The 15031-nt window shown below is 72.8% G+C and carries 14 protein-coding genes; 9 read left to right on the top strand and 5 right to left on the bottom strand.

Features of this window, described 5'->3' with window-relative positions; translation table 11 throughout:
• Window positions 1-210 precede the first annotated feature (210 nt).
• Window positions 211-633: a hypothetical protein gene (locus DQ392_RS04805; protein ID WP_114014210.1), complete on the bottom strand. Its 423-nt coding sequence runs from the start codon at window positions 631-633 to the stop codon at window positions 211-213.
• A 167-nt stretch (window positions 634-800) separates the two neighbouring features.
• On the opposite strand from DQ392_RS04805, the gene DQ392_RS04800 reads away from it, so the two are divergent.
• The 5 genes from DQ392_RS04800 to DQ392_RS04780 all read left to right on the top strand — a co-directional run bounded on the left by DQ392_RS04800 (window position 801) and on the right by DQ392_RS04780 (window position 6277).
• On the top strand, window positions 801-2090 hold the full coding sequence (locus tag DQ392_RS04800; RefSeq protein ID WP_114014209.1) for an ABC transporter substrate-binding protein: 1290 nt from the start codon (window positions 801-803) through the stop codon (window positions 2088-2090).
• On the top strand, window positions 2087-3094 hold the full coding sequence (locus tag DQ392_RS04795) for a carbohydrate ABC transporter permease (protein ID WP_181856278.1): 1008 nt from the start codon (window positions 2087-2089) through the stop codon (window positions 3092-3094). The genes DQ392_RS04800 and DQ392_RS04795 overlap by 4 nt, the downstream gene beginning before the upstream one ends.
• Window positions 3087-3992, top strand: coding sequence for a carbohydrate ABC transporter permease (locus tag DQ392_RS04790; protein WP_245981185.1), 906 nt, complete (start codon window positions 3087-3089; stop codon window positions 3990-3992). The genes DQ392_RS04795 and DQ392_RS04790 overlap by 8 nt, the downstream gene beginning before the upstream one ends.
• A gap of 55 nt (window positions 3993-4047) precedes the next feature.
• On the top strand, window positions 4048-5295 hold the full coding sequence (locus DQ392_RS04785) for a Gfo/Idh/MocA family protein (protein ID WP_114014208.1): 1248 nt from the start codon (window positions 4048-4050) through the stop codon (window positions 5293-5295).
• Window positions 5296-5425: 130 nt separating this feature from the next.
• A complete protein-coding gene (locus DQ392_RS04780) occupies window positions 5426-6277 on the top strand; it encodes a MurR/RpiR family transcriptional regulator (RefSeq protein ID WP_114014207.1) in 852 nt (283 codons plus the stop codon).
• 123 nt (window positions 6278-6400) lie between these two features.
• Here DQ392_RS04780 and DQ392_RS04775 read toward each other — a convergent pair whose 3' ends face one another.
• Window positions 6401-7084, bottom strand: coding sequence for a TIGR03086 family metal-binding protein (locus DQ392_RS04775; RefSeq protein ID WP_114014206.1), 684 nt, complete (start codon window positions 7082-7084; stop codon window positions 6401-6403).
• Between the two features lie 7 nt (window positions 7085-7091).
• The gene (locus tag DQ392_RS04770) at window positions 7092-7502 is read right to left on the bottom strand and encodes a VOC family protein (protein WP_114014205.1); all 411 of its coding nucleotides are present in this window, start codon (window positions 7500-7502) and stop codon (window positions 7092-7094) included.
• Between the two features lie 306 nt (window positions 7503-7808).
• Between DQ392_RS04770 and DQ392_RS04765 the strand changes: the two genes are divergently transcribed.
• Window positions 7809-8987, top strand: coding sequence for a PP2C family protein-serine/threonine phosphatase (locus tag DQ392_RS04765; protein WP_114014204.1), 1179 nt, complete (start codon window positions 7809-7811; stop codon window positions 8985-8987).
• Between the two features lie 67 nt (window positions 8988-9054).
• Here DQ392_RS04765 and DQ392_RS04760 read toward each other — a convergent pair whose 3' ends face one another.
• Both DQ392_RS04760 and DQ392_RS04755 read right to left on the bottom strand, forming a co-directional pair.
• The gene (locus tag DQ392_RS04760; RefSeq protein ID WP_114014203.1) at window positions 9055-9381 is read right to left on the bottom strand and encodes a hypothetical protein; all 327 of its coding nucleotides are present in this window, start codon (window positions 9379-9381) and stop codon (window positions 9055-9057) included.
• Window positions 9382-9580: 199 nt separating this feature from the next.
• Window positions 9581-10294, bottom strand: a complete 714-nt coding sequence (locus DQ392_RS04755) for a type 1 glutamine amidotransferase domain-containing protein (RefSeq protein ID WP_114014202.1) — start codon at window positions 10292-10294, stop codon at window positions 9581-9583.
• A gap of 384 nt (window positions 10295-10678) precedes the next feature.
• On the opposite strand from DQ392_RS04755, the gene hutU reads away from it, so the two are divergent.
• The 3 genes from hutU (at window position 10679) to DQ392_RS04740 (ending at window position 15011) form a co-directional block, all read left to right on the top strand.
• On the top strand, window positions 10679-12349 hold the full coding sequence (hutU, locus tag DQ392_RS04750; RefSeq protein ID WP_114014201.1) for a urocanate hydratase: 1671 nt from the start codon (window positions 10679-10681) through the stop codon (window positions 12347-12349).
• 65 nt (window positions 12350-12414) lie between these two features.
• On the top strand, window positions 12415-13596 hold the full coding sequence (locus DQ392_RS04745; RefSeq protein ID WP_114014319.1) for an allantoate amidohydrolase: 1182 nt from the start codon (window positions 12415-12417) through the stop codon (window positions 13594-13596).
• A gap of 122 nt (window positions 13597-13718) precedes the next feature.
• Window positions 13719-15011: a formimidoylglutamate deiminase gene (locus DQ392_RS04740; RefSeq protein ID WP_245981194.1), complete on the top strand. Its 1293-nt coding sequence runs from the start codon at window positions 13719-13721 to the stop codon at window positions 15009-15011.
• Window positions 15012-15031 lie beyond the last annotated feature (20 nt).

The raw sequence follows: 15031 nt of genomic DNA, 5'->3' as shown, positions 1-15031 counted from the left end.
GCGGCCACTCCGCGCGGCCCCCGGGCGGGCTACTCGTGCCGTGCCGCCCCCCGGGGGCCGGGGTCACGCGTGCCGTGCCGTGCCGGTCCCGGGCGCGGCCATGCGCGCCGTCCTGGCACCCGGGGGGGGTACTCGTGTCGCGTCGGACCCCGTGCGCTCGTACCGTGCGGCCCCGTGGGGCACTCGGCAGTGCCGGCCCGCTGAGCTCGGCTACTCGTCCCTGTCACGCCGCCCCGGGGAGAACCAGGAGCGGCTGGCCTGGAGGGCGTTGACGGCGACGATGCCGGCCCAGCAGGTGAACAGGCCCGTCATGCCGGCGTTGACGACGGCGATCGCCGAGAGGGGGATCGCCAGCACCAGGGAGGCGACCGCCAGGCCGAGCCGTGCGCCGAGGCCGTCGGAGTAGACCGGCGGTCCCTGAGGGGGCCTGCCCGTCGCAGCGCCGCGCGCGGCCACCATCTGCTGTTCCGCCAGCTGCCGGCGCATCCGCTTGTCGACGACGTTGTCGAGCCGCTGCTCCACCTTCTCCAGGAAGGCGTCGATCAGCTCGCCCTCGTACTCGGGACCCAGCTCCCTGCGGGTGTGCAGGGTCGCGTCGAGTTCCTTCTTCAGCTCGGGATCGGGTGTGCTCATGCCTGTCACAGTACGGGCGCGCGGGGTGGAGCGGAGTGGTGCTAGCACTACTCCGCGGCGGGACCCGGCCGCACCACATTGCGTAAAGTTGATCGAAACGAGTCTTGACGCGTCAACTTCGAGCACATAGCTTTCCGGGCATCAGGCTCCCAGGAAGGCCCTCCGGCGTGCGCAGACGTTCCCTCTTCACTGCCGCCGCGACGACGCTCGGTACGACGGCGTTCGCGGCAGGCTGCGGCAGTCCCCCGAAACCGACCACCGCCTCGTCCAAGGGCGGCGCCGAACGCGGTCGGATCACCTACGGCGTCTGGGACGTGTACCAGATGCCGGCCATGGAGAAGGCCGCCAGGGAGTTCGAGCGAACCAGGCCGGGCGTGAGCGTGGACGTGCAGCTCACCCCGAACGCCACGTACTGGACGAAGCTGCGCACGGCCTGCTCGGGCGGCTCGGCACCCGACGTGTTCTGGATGAACGGGCCCAACTTCGGCCTGTACGCCGACAACGGGCAGCTGCTGCCGCTGGAGACCGAGGGCCCCGAGGCGGTCCTCGACCCGGCCGACTTCCCGCCCGACCTGGCGGACCTCTACCGCTGGAAGGGCACCCAGTACGGTGCGCCGAAGGACTTCGACACGGTCGCGCTCTGGTTCAACAAGAAGCTGTTCGACCGGGCGGGCGTGGACCACCCGGACGACTCGTGGACGTGGCAGGACCTGATCACAGCCGCCCAGCGGCTGACGGACAGGCGCCGCGGGGTCTACGGCGTGGGCGCCCCGGTGCGCGCTCAGGAGAACTACTACAACTCCATACCGCAGGCCGGCGGCTGGGTGCTCTCGAAGGACCGCACGGAGTCGGGGTACGCGGACCCGCAGACCCTCGACGGGCTCCAGCTGTGGATCGACATGATCCACCGCTACCGCGCCTCACCCACCCTCCAGCAGCTCACCGACACCGACGCCACGCAGATGTTCCAGGCGGGCAAGCTCGCCATGACGTACGAGTGCTCGTACAACGCGGCCGTCTTCTGGGCCGACCCGGCGCTGCGCGACAAGGTCGACGTGGCTCCGCTGCCGCGCGGCAAGCACCGGGCCAGCGTCATCCACGGCCTGGCCAACGTCGTCTACGCCAGGACGCCGCACCCCCGGCTCGCCCGGGACTTCGTGCGCTTCCTCTCGTCCAGGCGCGGCTCGCTCCTCCAGGCCAAGGGCACGGCCATCCCGGCACGGAACGGCACCCAGCAGCCGTGGATCGACTCCATGCCGAAGTTCGACCTGAAGGTCCACCTGGACGCCGTGGACTACGCGGTGCCGTATCCGATCTCCACCAACACCGCCGCCTGGTCGCACAAGGAACTGCAACTGCTGTCCCGGGCGTGGAGCGGGAACGAGAGCCTGGCCGACGTGTCGCGTTCCCTCACCAAGGCGATGAACCAGTTGCTCGCCCGGGAGGGGAAGGCATGAGCGTCGACGTCGAGGCCACCGCGGCGGCGAAGGCGGCGCCACCGCCTCCGTCCGGCGGGTCAGGCGGCTCCGCATCCAGCCAGCGTGCGCTGCGCAAGCGGGAGCGCCGTTTCCTGCACCGCGACAAGTGGTGGGGCTACGCGATGATCGCGCCCGCGGGGCTCGGTCTTGCGGTGTTCTATCTGTGGCCCGTGCTGCAAACCCTGTACTTCAGCTTCACCGAGTGGGGCCCCTTCGGCGGCACCTCGTGGATCGGGCTGGAGAACTACCGCACGATGCTGCACGACCCCGAAGTGTGGCAGTCGCTGGGCAACAGCCTGATCTACACCGTGCTGGTGCTGCTGGGCATCCCCGTCTCGATGGTGCTGGCCGTGCTGCTGAACCTGAAGGGCATGCGCGGCACCGGGTTCTACCGGACGCTGTACTTCCTGCCGGTCGTCACGATGCCGGCCGCGGTGGCGGTGGTGTGGCGCTGGCTCTACAACGGCGACGTCGGCATCCTCAACCAGGCCCTCGACGCGATCGGTATCGACGGCACCTACTGGGTCTCCGACCCGGACGTGGTGCGGTTCGCCGTCGCCGCCGTCGGCGTGTGGATGACCGTCGGATACAACATGATCCTGCTGCTGGCGGGCCTCCAGGGCATCCCGCAGGACTACTACGAGGCCGCCTCTTTGGACGGGGCGGGCCGCGTGCGCCAGTTCTTCTCCGTCACGATGCCGCTGCTGAGCCCGACGCTGTTCTTCACCACCGTGCTGTCGGTGATCCAGTCCCTCCAGGTGTTCGACCTGATCTACATGATCCTGGGCGCCAACACGTCCGTCGGCGTCACGAACCCGGCCTACAGCGAGGGCCAGACCATCGTGATGCTGTTCTTCCAGAAGTCCTTCTACGACAACCAGCGCGCGTACGGAGCAGCCATCGTCTGTGTGCTGTTCGTCCTGATCATGGCGCTGACCGCCCTCCAGTTCCGGTTGCAGAAGAGGTGGGTCCACTATGACTGAGACGAGCGCGACAGCCCCGCGCCGCACCCGCCCCGAGGGCGCCCGCCCGCCCGCCGCGGCCCGCCGCGCGGCCCGGCGGAACCGCGAGGGGCGGCTGTGGCCCGCGCACGTGCTGCTGTCCCTGGGCGCGGTCGTGACGGTCTTCCCGCTGCTGTGGCAGGTCCTGACCTCCTTCAAGTCGTTCGGCGAGTCCACCAGGGTGCCGCCGACGTTCCTGCCGGAGCACTGGGACTGGTCGAACTACGCGACGGTCTTCTCCTCGATACCGTTCACCGACCAGCTGCTGAACACCGTGCTGATGACGCTGCTGCGCACCGTCGCGCAGCTGCTGCTGTGCTCGATGGCGGCGTACGCGTTCGCGCGCATCGCCTTCCCCGGGCGCGGAGCGCTCTTCCTGGGGTTCCTGGCGGTGCTGATGGTGCCCAGCCAGCTGTTCCTGCTGCCGCAGTACCAGATCATGCAGGACCTCGGCTGGCTCAACTCCTTGCAGGCGCTGGTGGTCCCCGGCATGTTCAGCGCCTTCGGGACGTTCCTGCTGCGCCAGTTCTTCCTCGGGCTGCCCACCGAGCTGGAGGAGGCGGCCAGGCTGGACGGGGCCAACCCGTTCACCGTCTTCTGGCGGATCGCCCTGCCGCTGGCCCGCCCCGGGCTGCTGGCCCTGGGCATCCTCACCTTCCTGTGGTCGTGGAACGATCTGATGTGGCCGCTGGTCGTCAACACCGACCCGTCCCAGATGCCGCTGTCGGCCGGTCTCGCCACCCTCCAGGGCGCGCACCTGACGGAGTACCCCGTGCTGATGGCCGGCTCCGTCCTGGCCACACTGCCGGTGATCGTCGTCTTCGTGGCGATGCAGCGGCACTTCATCCAGGGCATCGCCTTCTCCGGGATGAAGGGCTGAGAACCACGTGACCGCAACGGCTGGATATGACGTGACCGCAACGGCTGGAGACCACATGACCGACACCACCCTCGCCCCGGCGCCCGGAGGCGCCGAGGGGCCCCGCACCCGGGACCTGCGCCTGGCCGTCATCGGGCTCGGGCTGCGCGCCACCCTCGCCCGTGAGGCGCACCGGCCCGGCCAGGGCTCCCGCGTGGTGGCCGCCGTCGACACGGCTCCGGCGATGTTCGCGCGGGCCCGCGAGTGGTTCGGCGACGGCGTACGGCTCTACGGCGACCACCGCGAGCTGCTGGAGGCCGAGGAACTGGACGCGGTCTTCGTCATCACCCCCGACCACACGCACGAGCAGCTCGCGACCGAGCTGCTGCGGGCGGGGGTCGCCGTCTTCGTGGAGAAGCCGCTGGCCATCACCACCGAGGGCTGCGACCGGGTGCTGGAGGCGGCCAGGGAAGGCGGCGCCCGGCTGTACGTGGGCCACAACATGCGGCACATGCCCGTGGTGCGCACCATGCGCGAGCTGATCCGGCGGGGGGAGATCGGCGAGGTCAAGGCCGTCTGGTGCCGTCACTTCGTGGGACACGGCGGCGACTTCTACTTCAAGGACTGGCACGCCGACCGCCGCAACACCACGGGCCTGCTTCTCCAAAAGGGCGCGCACGACCTGGACGTCATCCACTGGCTGGCGGGCGCCTACACCGAGCGGGTCACGGCGCTGGGAGGTCTGACCGTCTACGGCGACATCGACGACCGCTCGGGCCAGGCACCGGGCGCGGTGATGCCCGACTGGTACGACCCGGAGAACAACTGGCCGCCGCTGGCGAACACGGGGCTCAACCCGGTCGTGGACGTGGAGGACCTGTCGATGGTGGTGATGCGGCTGGAGGGCGGCGTCCACGCCAGCTACCAGCAGTGCCACTACACGCCCGACTACTGGCGCAACTACACCGTCATCGGTACCGAGGGCCGGCTGGAGAACTTCGGCGACCACGGGGAGAGCGCCGAGGTGCGGGTGTGGAACCGGCGCAGCCGTGAGGGCTACCGCGCCGAGGCCGACCTCGTGGTCCCCATGCCCTCCCGCAGTGACGAGGAGGGCGGGCACGGTGGCTCCGATCCGCTGCTGGTGGCGGAGTTCCTGCGGTTCGTCCGCGAGGGCGGTGCCACCGACACCAGCCCCGTCGCGGCGCGCGAGGCCGTGGCGGCCGGGGTAGCGGCCACCGAGTCGCTGCGGGACGGCGGCACGCCGGTGACGGTCTCCCGCCTCGCCCCCGAGCTGGCGCGGTGGTTCGCGGACGGGCAGGGCTGACGCCTTCCCGACCCCGACCCCCGACCTGCGACCTCACGCCCTCACCAGGCCCCGGCGTCCGCCTTGCCGCGGTACCTTCTGGCTGCATAGGATTATGCACGGGAGGAGCGGGCTGAATGCGAGGTGCGGGATGGGCGGCGCGAGCGCGCGGTTGCTGAAACTGTTCGACGGACACCGGCTGACCCCGACCCAGCGCCGCATCGCCCACTGCATGGTCCGCAGGGCGGGGGACGCGCCCTTCCTCTCCAGCGTCGAGCTGGCCGAGCTGGCCGGGGTCAGCCAGCCGTCCGTCACCCGGTTCGCCGTGGCGCTCGGGTTCGACGGCTACCCGGCACTCCGCCGTCACCTGCGCGAGAGCGCACCGCAGGAGGGGACGGAGTCCACCGCGGGAGGCGAGGATCCCGGCGGGCTCAACGAGTACCAGCAGGCGGTCCACGCCGAGATCGAGAACCTGCGGCACCTGGCCGCGCTGCTGGAGGACCCGGCACCCGTCGAACGCGCGGGCAGGCTGCTGGCCGCCTCCCGCCCGCTGCCCGTCCTCGGGCTGCGGGCCGCGGCGGCCCAGGCCGGCGGCTTCGCCTACTTCGCCGCCAAGGTCCACCCCGACGTGCGGCTGCTCACCGAGGGCGGCTCGATGCTCGTCGACAGGATCGACGGCTGCGTGCGCGCCGGCGCGAGCGTGCTGATGTGCTTCGCGCTGCCCCGCCACCCTCGCGAGACGGTCGAGGCGCTGGAGCGGGCCAGGGAGGCGGGGCTGGCCGTGATCACCGTCGCGGACAGCGCCTTCGCGCCCGTCGCCGGCCCCGGCGACCTGCTGCTGCCCGCGGCCGTCGGCACCGGCCTCGCCTTCGACACGGCCTGCGCCCCCATGCTGTTGGGCCGCGTCCTGCTCGAAGCGATGTGCGACGGCCTCCCTGAGGCGCAGGCCCGCCTGGAGGAGTTCGACGCGCGGGCGAGCGAACGGGGCCTCTTCGCGGAGTGAGCGCCGAGGGGGGAACAGGCGAGGCTGGGCGCCACCCCGCGGGGGTGGGCGCTGTACGAGGCGCTGGGCCGGCGGGTGCGCCGCATCCTGACGGAGTGCGCCCACGTGCCCTGACCCGTCCGGCTATCCGCCGTCGGGAACGGGGGCGGGGGCGCGCGCGTGGGGTGCTCGGCCCAGGAAGGCCAGCAGCCGGTCGGCGGCCGGCGCGTCGACGGGCAGGGGCAGGCGCGGTCCGAACAGGGGGTGGCGGGCGCCGTCGTGCGGGACCAGGTGGCGGGCCACCGGCAGCAGGCGGGACGCCAGGGGCCCCGGCACGGCGCGTTCGGGGTACCCGGTGGACCAGGCGATGTCCCAGCCGTGCACGGCGAGTTCGAGAGCGCCGGTCAGCGCGAGGGCCGTCGCCGTCAGGGGCGCGTCGGCCACCGCGACGATCCTGACGCCGGGACGTGCGGCGGCCCAGGCGCCCAGCATGCGCGCCGCGCGCTGCCGGAACGCGGCCGCGGGGTCCGGGTCCGGGGCCGTGACCGTCGCCGGGCCCGGCCCATGGGCGTGCGGATGGAGCGTGACGGCGCCCTCGGTGATGCCTTCGTGCAGTGCCGCCAGGGAGTCGTCCGCATGGGTCAGCAGGGCGCCCAGGTCCCAGGCGGCGCAGGGGGTGGGGTGCCCCAGCAGTGCGGGGGTCACGCACTGGGCGGTCGCCAGCGCGTATCCGACCGCGCGGCGCAGCAGTTCGGCCGCCTGTTCGGCGGCGTCCCCGCGGCGCCCGGCATCCGTTGCGGGTCCGCCGTCCTCCTCCTGACGGAACACGGCGGTGCTAGGCGGGTGTGCCGTCGGCGGTGGTGTCGCAGAGCTGGACGTAGTTGCCGTCCGGGTCTTCCAGGGTGCCCAGCAGTACGTGCTCGTCGACCGTCTCGACCGGGCGGATCCAGCGCGGGTTGAGCTGGGCGTCGAGCCGCCGCTCCATCTCCCGGATGTCGGTGACCTCGAAGTTGACCAGCACGCGGCCCGGTTCGACGGACTTGCGGCCCACGTCGTCACGGGCCTCGAAAACGACGTATGTGCCGCCCAGTCGCAGATGCCGCACCGGGCCCCCGTCCTCGGCGCCGTCCCGTGTCAGGCCGGGGGCGAACACGTCCCGGTACCACTCCCACAGCCTCCTCGGGTCGGTGCTGCCCAGCACGGTCCCGCCCACCCGGGGGCTGCCCGGTTCCGTCGTCTCGCTCATGGTGTGCTGCCTCCCGCACGTCCCAGGCCGCCGGGCCCAGTGCACCGGTGCCGGAAAGAGGGACCGGAGGGAGGCGGAAAACTCATCGCGGACGGCGCGGCACTCTTCCGCGACGCCATCCGCAGGGGTGGCTGTCCGTAGGGGTGGCGGGCGGCGCGGGGTGGCACGACGCCGGAGCGGACGCCGGGCTGCCGGGCACCTGACTGCGATACGGTGACGGCTTCACGGAACGTGGCACGGAAGTTCGGCTGAGCGGTCGCGATCCCCGTCGGGGTCCTCGCCAGCCCCGCACAGATCAGGACCGTCGTGGACCGATTCGCCGCTGTGCAGCAAAGGCTGCGCACCGCGCCCCCGCAGGACCTGGCCGCCGCCCTCGCCGACGAGCTGCGGGCCGGGTACGGCGCCGACTCCGTCGAGCTCCGCATGATCGACTACAGCATGACGTCGCTGCGGCGAGTGAACGGATGTCCGGCCGACGAGGACGCGGTGTCCGTGCACGACAGTCCGCAGGGGCGCGCGTTCGGTGCCCAGGAACCGTACGTCACCAGTCAGACCGGTGACGGAATCGTCGTCCACCTCCCCCTGACGGCGCGCGGCGACCGGCTCGGCACGCTGTCCGTGGGGCTGCCCGGCTCGAAGGACCCCCGCGACCTGCTGCCGGAGCTGCGCGAGCTGTGCGAGGTCCTCGGGCACGAGGTCCTCGTCGCCGGACGGGACACCGACCTGTTCCTGCTGGCCCGCCGCGCCACCCGGCTCACACTCGCGGCGGAGATGCAGTGGCAGCTGCTGCCCGGGCGCGCCTGCGTCCGCCCCGAGTTCGAGGTCGGCGCACACCTGGAGCCGGCGTACGCGATCTTCGGTGACGGGTTCGACTGGGAGGCCTCGGAGCGCTATCTGACGCTCGCCCTCACCAACGGCATGGGCGAGGGCATGGAGGCCGCGCTGCTGACCAACCTCGCCACCAACGCGCTGCGCAACGCGCGCCGCGCCGGACTGGACCTGGCAGGGCAGGCGACGCTCGCGGACCAGGCCGTCTACGCGCAGTACCAGGGCTCCGCCTACGTCTCGGTGCTCCTGCTGCGTGTCGAGCTGGCCACCGGAGTCGTCGCGGTGGTGGACGCGGGCTCGCCGCGCACCTGGCGGCTGCGCGGCGGCCGCACGGTGGACACCCTCTCCTTCGACAGCCAGCTGCCGCTCGGCATGTTCGAGGACACCGTCTACACCGAGGAGCACTTCACGGCGCTGCCCGGTGACCGGCTGCTGTTCGGCAGCGACGGCGTCTACGACACCCCAGGACGCGGCGGCGAGAAGTACGGCGACCGCTCACTGGCCCGCGCCCTGGCCGCGCACAAGCTCCTGCCCGCGGCCCAGGTACCCGTCGCCCTGCTGCGCGAACTCGCCGCCTACCGGGGCGAGGCGCCGCTCCAGGACGACGCCGTCCTGATGTGCGTCGACTGGCACGGCCGCGCCCCGCAGGCGTCCTGACCCCGCGACGTGCGCCGCGGAGACCCCCTGACCTCCGCCGCCTGCGCCCGGGCGGACGGCCCGCCGGCTACGGCGTCAGGGTGAGGCGCCGCACCCGCGCCTTTAGGTCCTCACCCGGATGGGCCGGATGGGCCCGGGTGAGGGTGACCGGTACGACACGGCCGCGGGGCAGCGAGAACGACAGCGGCTCGCCCGACATCAGCGCGCGTCCGGTCACGGTCCGCGAGCGCGAGCCGACCGTGAGCCGGTAGGAGGTGCCGGGATCGGCCTCACCGGTGAAGCTGAGGCCCGTGCGGCCGCCTCGGGCCGTGGTGACGTAGGCGGTGCCGCGGACGGTGGTGCGCCGCTGCGAGCGGTAGGAGCCCTCGTCCGCGTAGCTGTGCCCGGTCTCCACGTCCGCGGCGGTGACGGTGCCGCGTCCGTCGGCGCCCAGACCTCACGGGCCCTCCCCCTCTCGGACACGGACATCCGATGAAAGCGTCCGAGAGAGGTGCGGGAGTGTCAAGAGCGCGCGCGGCGACCGGCTTTGAGCTTCCGGTACGGAGGCAGAGGTCCCATCTATCCGGCCCTCCGGGCGGCCGGCTGACGGCAGCTCAGCCCAGCATCTTGATGATCTCCGCCGCCACGGGGCCCGCGGAGGCGGGGTTCTGGCCGCTGACCAGGTTGCGGTCCACCACCACGTGCGGTGCCCACGGCTCGCCCTCGTCGAAGTGGGCGCCCGCCTCGACCAGCCGGTCCTGGAGCAGCCACTTCGCCTTGTTCGCGAAGCCCGCCTGCTGCTCCTCGGCGTTGCTGAAGCCGGTCAGCCGGAAGCCGTACACCGCGCTGGCACCCTCCTGGGTGTGGGCGGCCAGCAGCGCCGCCGGGCCGTGGCAGACCACGCCCAGCGGCCGGCCCGACGCCAGTGTCCGCACCAGCAGGGTTCCGGAGTCGCTGTCCGTGGCCAGGTCCTCCATGGGGCCGTGGCCGCCCGGGTAGAAGACCGCGTCGAAGCCGGCCGGGCCGCCCCCGCTGTCGATCCGTACGTCCTCGATGCTCAGCGGCTGTCCCAGTTCGGTGAAGGTCTCGAGTCCCGCGGCCACCCGGTCGGCGTTGTCCTGTCCGCCGTTCGCGTCGGGGGACAGGCTGGTCTGGTCGACGCTGGGGACCACTCCGCCGGGGGTGGCGACGACGACCTGGTGGCCCGACGCCTTGAAGGCCTCGTAGGGGGCGACCGCCTCGTCGGCCCAGAAGCCGGTGGGGTGCTGGGTGCCGTCGGCGAGGGTCCAGTGCTGAGCGCCGGTCAGCACGAAAAGGATCTGCGACATGTCGTTCTCCGGGGCTGCGTGGGGGTGAGCGTGGGGCCAGGGAGGCGGGTGGTGCGGACTGTGCGGAGCGCGCTGACGTGCCGTACCCGGAGCGTGGCTTCCGTATGCGGACCGCCGGGGTGCTCTTGGACGACGGTAGGCCGCTCCCGCGCCGGGCGGCGTCCTGCGCGGCCCTACCCGCCGCGTGTCCCTCCGGCTGTCCCACCGCTGGTTCACTGCGGCCGGGCCGCACGGGGTGCGGCGCGGGGTGTTCGGCGGAGGTCCGGGGCCGCCGTGTCCGGTCCGCCAGCGGGTTCGTACCCGACCACCCGTTGACTAGATCTATTCACTGCGTATGGTTAGTGAATAGACCTGATTCGGCTGGAGTCGAGGAGGCAGGGCCACATGACCAGCACCGCAGGACCACGCCCGGTCAGGGCGTCGCGCGGCAGCGAGCTGAGCACGCTCGGATGGCAGCAGGAGGCCGCACTGCGGATGCTGCAGAACAACCTCGACCCCGAGGTCGCCGAGCACCCCGACAAGCTCGTCGTCTACGGCGGCACCGGCAAGGCCGCCCGCGACTGGGCCTCCTACGACGCCATCGTCCGCACCCTGCGCACCCTGCGCGGCGACGAGACGATGCTCGTCCAGTCGGGACGCCCCGTCGGCGTGATGACCACCCACGAGTGGGCCCCGCGCGTACTGATCGCCAACTCCAACCTGGTCGGCGACTGGGCCAACTGGGAGGAGTTCCGCCGCCTGGAACAGCTCGGCCTGACCATGTACGGCCAGATGACCGCGGGGTCCTGGATCTACATCGGCACCCAGGGCATCCTCCAGGGCACCTACGAGACGTTCGCGGCCGTCGCCCAGAAGCGGTTCGGCGGCTCGCTGGCCGGGACGATCACGCTGACCGCGGGGCTCGGCGGGATGGGCGGCGCCCAGCCGCTCGCCGTCACCATGAACGGCGGCGTCGCCCTCGTCATCGAGTGCGATCCCTCCCGCATCGAACGCCGCATCGAACACGGGTATCTGGACGTGTCCGCCGAGACCACCGCCGAGGCGCTCCGCCTCGCCGTCGAGGCCCGCGATGCCCGCCGCCCGCTGTCCATCGGCCTGCTCGGCAACGCCGCCGAGGTGCTGCCGCAGCTGCTCGCCGACGGCGCCCCCATCGACATCGTCACCGACCAGACCTCCGCCCACGACCCGCTCTCCTACCTGCCGACCGGCGTCGACTTCGCCGACATGGCCGCCTACGCCGCCGAGAAGCCCGCCGACTTCACCCGCAGGGCGCGCGAGTCCATGGCGGCCCACGTCGAGGCCATGGTCGGGTTCCAGGACGCCGGAGCCGAGGTCTTCGACTACGGCAACTCGCTGCGCGGCGAGGCACAGCTGGCCGGATACACCCGCGCGTTCGACTTCCCCGGCTTCGTCCCCGCCTACATCCGCCCCCTCTTCTGCGAGGGCAAGGGCCCCTTCCGCTGGGCGGCCCTCTCCGGCGACCCGGCCGACATCGCCGCCACCGACCGTGCCCTGCTCGACCTCTTCCCCGAGAACGAGTCGCTGGCCCGCTGGCTGCGCCTGGCCGGCGAGCGCGTCCACTACCAGGGCCTGCCGGCGCGCATCTGCTGGCTCGGCTACGGGGAGCGCGCCGCCGCCGGCGAACGCTTCAACGACATGGTCGCCTCCGGAGCGCTCCAGGCCCCCCTCGTCCTGGGCCGTGACCACCTCGACTGCGGCTCCGTCGCCTCCCCCTACCGGGAGACCGAGGCCATGCGCGACGGCTCCGACGCCATCGCGGACTGGCCCATGCTCAACGCCATGCTCAACGTGGCCTCCGGCGCCTCCTGGGTCTCCCTCCACCACGGCGGCGGCGTCGGCATGGGCCGCTCCCTGCACGCGGGGCAGGTCACGGTCGCCGACGGCACCGCCCTCGCCGGCGAGAAACTGCGCCGGGTCCTCACCAACGACCCCGGTACCGGAGTGATCCGCCACGTCGACGCGGGGTACCCCGAGGCCGAGGCGGTCGCCGCCGAGCGCGGCGTCCGCGTCCCGATGCGCGAGGGAGACGCCTGATGGACCCCGCCTCCTCCGACCCGGGATGCCCTCACCCGCCGGGACCGCAGCCGTCCTTCCAGCAGATGTGGAAGGAACTGCTGCCCCTCGGCAGGGCGGAATCGGGCGGGTACCGCCGCTTCGCGTGGACGGGGCCCGACCAGGAGTGCCGTCAGTGGTTCCGCGCCCAGGCCGCGTCCCGGGGCCTCGCCTACGAGGTCGACGGCAACGGGAACCAGTGGGCGTGGTTCGGCGACAAGAGCGCCGAGAACGCCGTCGTGACGGGCTCGCACCTCGACTCCGTGCCCGACGGCGGCGCCTTCGACGGACCGCTGGGCGTCCTCTCCGCCTTCGCCGCCTACGACGAACTCCACAGCCGCGGCACCGCCTTCACGCGCCCCTTCGCGATCGTCAACTTCTGCGACGAGGAGGGCGCCCGCTTCGGCCTGTCCTGCGTGGGCTCGCGGCTGATGACCGGGTCCCTCACGGCGGAGGGCGCCCACGCCCTCCGCGACGCGGACGGGACCACCCTGCCCAGGGCGATGGAGGCGGCGGGGCACGACCCCGCCGCGCTCGGCCCCGACCCCGAGCGGCTCGCCCGCATCGGCGCGTTCGTCGAACTGCACATCGAACAGGGCCGCGCGCTGGCGGAGACCGACCACCCGCTCGCGGTCGCGTCGGCGATCTGGCCGCACGGCCGCTGGCGGTTCGACTTCCACGGCGAGGCCAACCACGCGGGCACCACCCGCCTGGAGGACCGCCGCGACCCCATGCTCACCTACGCCAACACGGTGCTCGCGGCCCGCAAGAAGGCACGGCTGGCCGGCGCGCTGGCCACCTTCGGCAAGGTGGCGGTGGAGCCCAACGGCGTCAACGCCGTCCCCTCCCTGGTCAGGGGCTGGCTGGACTCGCGTGCGCCGGACGAGGGGACGCTGGCCTCCCTCGTCGCCGAGATCGAACGCGCGGCGGGCGAACGCGGGGGCCGCGACGGCGTGGACGTACGGGTGACACGCGAGTCGGCGACACCGCTGGTCGAGTTCGACCACGCGCTGCGCGATCGGATGGCCGCGCTGCTGGGGAAGGACATCCCCGTCCTGCCCACGGGGGCCGGACACGACGCGGGTATTTTGTCCGCTTCGGTGCCCACGGCGATGCTGTACGTCCGCAACCCGACCGGCGTCTCGCACGCACCCGCCGAGTCCGCCGAGGAGGACGACTGTGCGGCGGGCGTCACCGCGCTCGCCGACGTACTGGAAGGCCTGGTGTGACGACCACGCGAAACAACCCGACGGGCGACGGCGCCGCACCGGACACCGGCGCGGCGCCTGCCGAGAAGGTCTACTGGTGCGAGCTCGCCTGGCTCAACGGCACCGTCGAGCCGCACGTCGCCCTGGAGGTGACCGCACAGGGGCGGCTCGGCGCCGTCCGCAGGGACGTCGAGGCGCCACCGACCGGCGCCGCCGTGCTGCGCGGGCTCACCCTGCCGGGCCTGGCGAACGCGCACTCGCACGCGTTCCACCGGGCCCTGCGCTCCACCGTCCAGGTCGGCTCGGGCACCTTCTGGACCTGGCGGGACGCCATGTACCAGACCGCCTCCCGGCTCACCCCCGACACCTACTACACGCTGGCCCGCGCGGTGTACGCCGAGATGGCGCTGGCGGGCATCACCTGCGTGGGTGAATTCCACTACCTGCACCACGCGCCCGGCGGCGCACGCTACGACGACCCCAACGCGATGAGCCACGCGCTGGTGGCCGCCGCCGCCGACGCCGGCATCCGCATCACCCTGCTGGACACCGCCTACCTCTCCTCCGGCATCGGCCCCAAGGGCCGCGGCGAGCCGCCGAACCGGCAGCAGCTGCGCTTCAGCGACGGCAGCGCCGAGACCTGGGCCGAGCGCGCCACGGCCTTCAGGCCCGAGGGCGCACACGCGCGGGTGGGCGCCGCCGTGCACTCCGTGCGCGCGGTGCCCGCACGGGAGCTGGGCACCGTCGCGCAGTGGGCCGAGGAACGCGGCGCCCCCCTGCACGTCCACCTGTCCGAACAGACCGCAGAGAACGAGGCGTGCGAGAGCGTGCACGGCATGACGCCGACCGCCCTGCTCGCCGAGCACGGCGTCCTCACGCCGCGCACCGTCGCCGTCCACGCCACCCACCTGACGGACGACGACATCCGCCAGGTGGGCCGCACGGGCACGGGCGTGTGCATGTGCCCCACCACCGAACGCGACCTCGCCGACGGCATCGGCCCGGCCCCCGCGCTCGACCGCGCGGGAGCCGCACTGTCGCTGGGCAGCGACAGCCACGCCGTCATCGACATGTTCGAGGAAGCCCGCGCCCTGGAGCTCGACGAGCGGCTCGCCAGCCGCACCCGCGGCCACTGGACCGCGGGGCAGCTGCTGCGCGCCGCCACCGAAGGCGGACAGGCGGCACTCGGCTGGCCCGAGGCGAGCCGGCTGGAGACCGGCGCCCTCGCCGACTTCACCACCGTCGCCCTCGACTCCGTACGCACCGCGGGCCCCGTCGCCCGCCTCGCCGAGGAGACGGCCGTGTTCGCCGCCACCGCCGCCGACGTCCGGCACACCGTGGTGGCAGGCCGCCACGTGGTGCGCGACGGCGCCCACACGCTGGTGGACTCCGTCCCCCACGCGCTGACCGAGGCGATCGGCGCCCTCCGCCCCTGACCACCCGTCAGGCGGGTGCC

It is taken from the genome of Streptomyces reniochalinae, assembly GCF_003323735.1.
Classification (GTDB): Bacteria; Actinomycetota; Actinomycetes; order Streptomycetales; family Streptomycetaceae; genus Streptomyces; species Streptomyces reniochalinae.
This window is presented reverse-complemented; position numbering and strand designations above follow the sequence as displayed.

What these genes read in the sequence shown, in the direction of transcription:
- DQ392_RS04805 (WP_114014210.1), bottom strand. Translation starts at nt 633, where the DNA reads ATGAGCACACCCGATCCCGAGCTGAAGAAGGAACTCGACGCGACCCTG.
- DQ392_RS04795 (WP_181856278.1), top strand. Translation starts at nt 2,087, where the DNA reads ATGAGCGTCGACGTCGAGGCCACCGCGGCGGCGAAGGCGGCGCCACCG.
- DQ392_RS04790 (WP_245981185.1), top strand. Translation starts at nt 3,087, where the DNA reads ATGACTGAGACGAGCGCGACAGCCCCGCGCCGCACCCGCCCCGAGGGC.
- DQ392_RS04785 (WP_114014208.1), top strand. Translation starts at nt 4,048, where the DNA reads ATGACCGACACCACCCTCGCCCCGGCGCCCGGAGGCGCCGAGGGGCCC.
- DQ392_RS04780 (WP_114014207.1), top strand. Translation starts at nt 5,426, where the DNA reads ATGGGCGGCGCGAGCGCGCGGTTGCTGAAACTGTTCGACGGACACCGG.
- DQ392_RS04770 (WP_114014205.1), bottom strand. Translation starts at nt 7,502, where the DNA reads ATGAGCGAGACGACGGAACCGGGCAGCCCCCGGGTGGGCGGGACCGTG.
- DQ392_RS04755 (WP_114014202.1), bottom strand. Translation starts at nt 10,294, where the DNA reads ATGTCGCAGATCCTTTTCGTGCTGACCGGCGCTCAGCACTGGACCCTC.
- hutU (WP_114014201.1), top strand. Translation starts at nt 10,679, where the DNA reads ATGACCAGCACCGCAGGACCACGCCCGGTCAGGGCGTCGCGCGGCAGC.
- DQ392_RS04745 (WP_114014319.1), top strand. Translation starts at nt 12,415, where the DNA reads ATGTGGAAGGAACTGCTGCCCCTCGGCAGGGCGGAATCGGGCGGGTAC.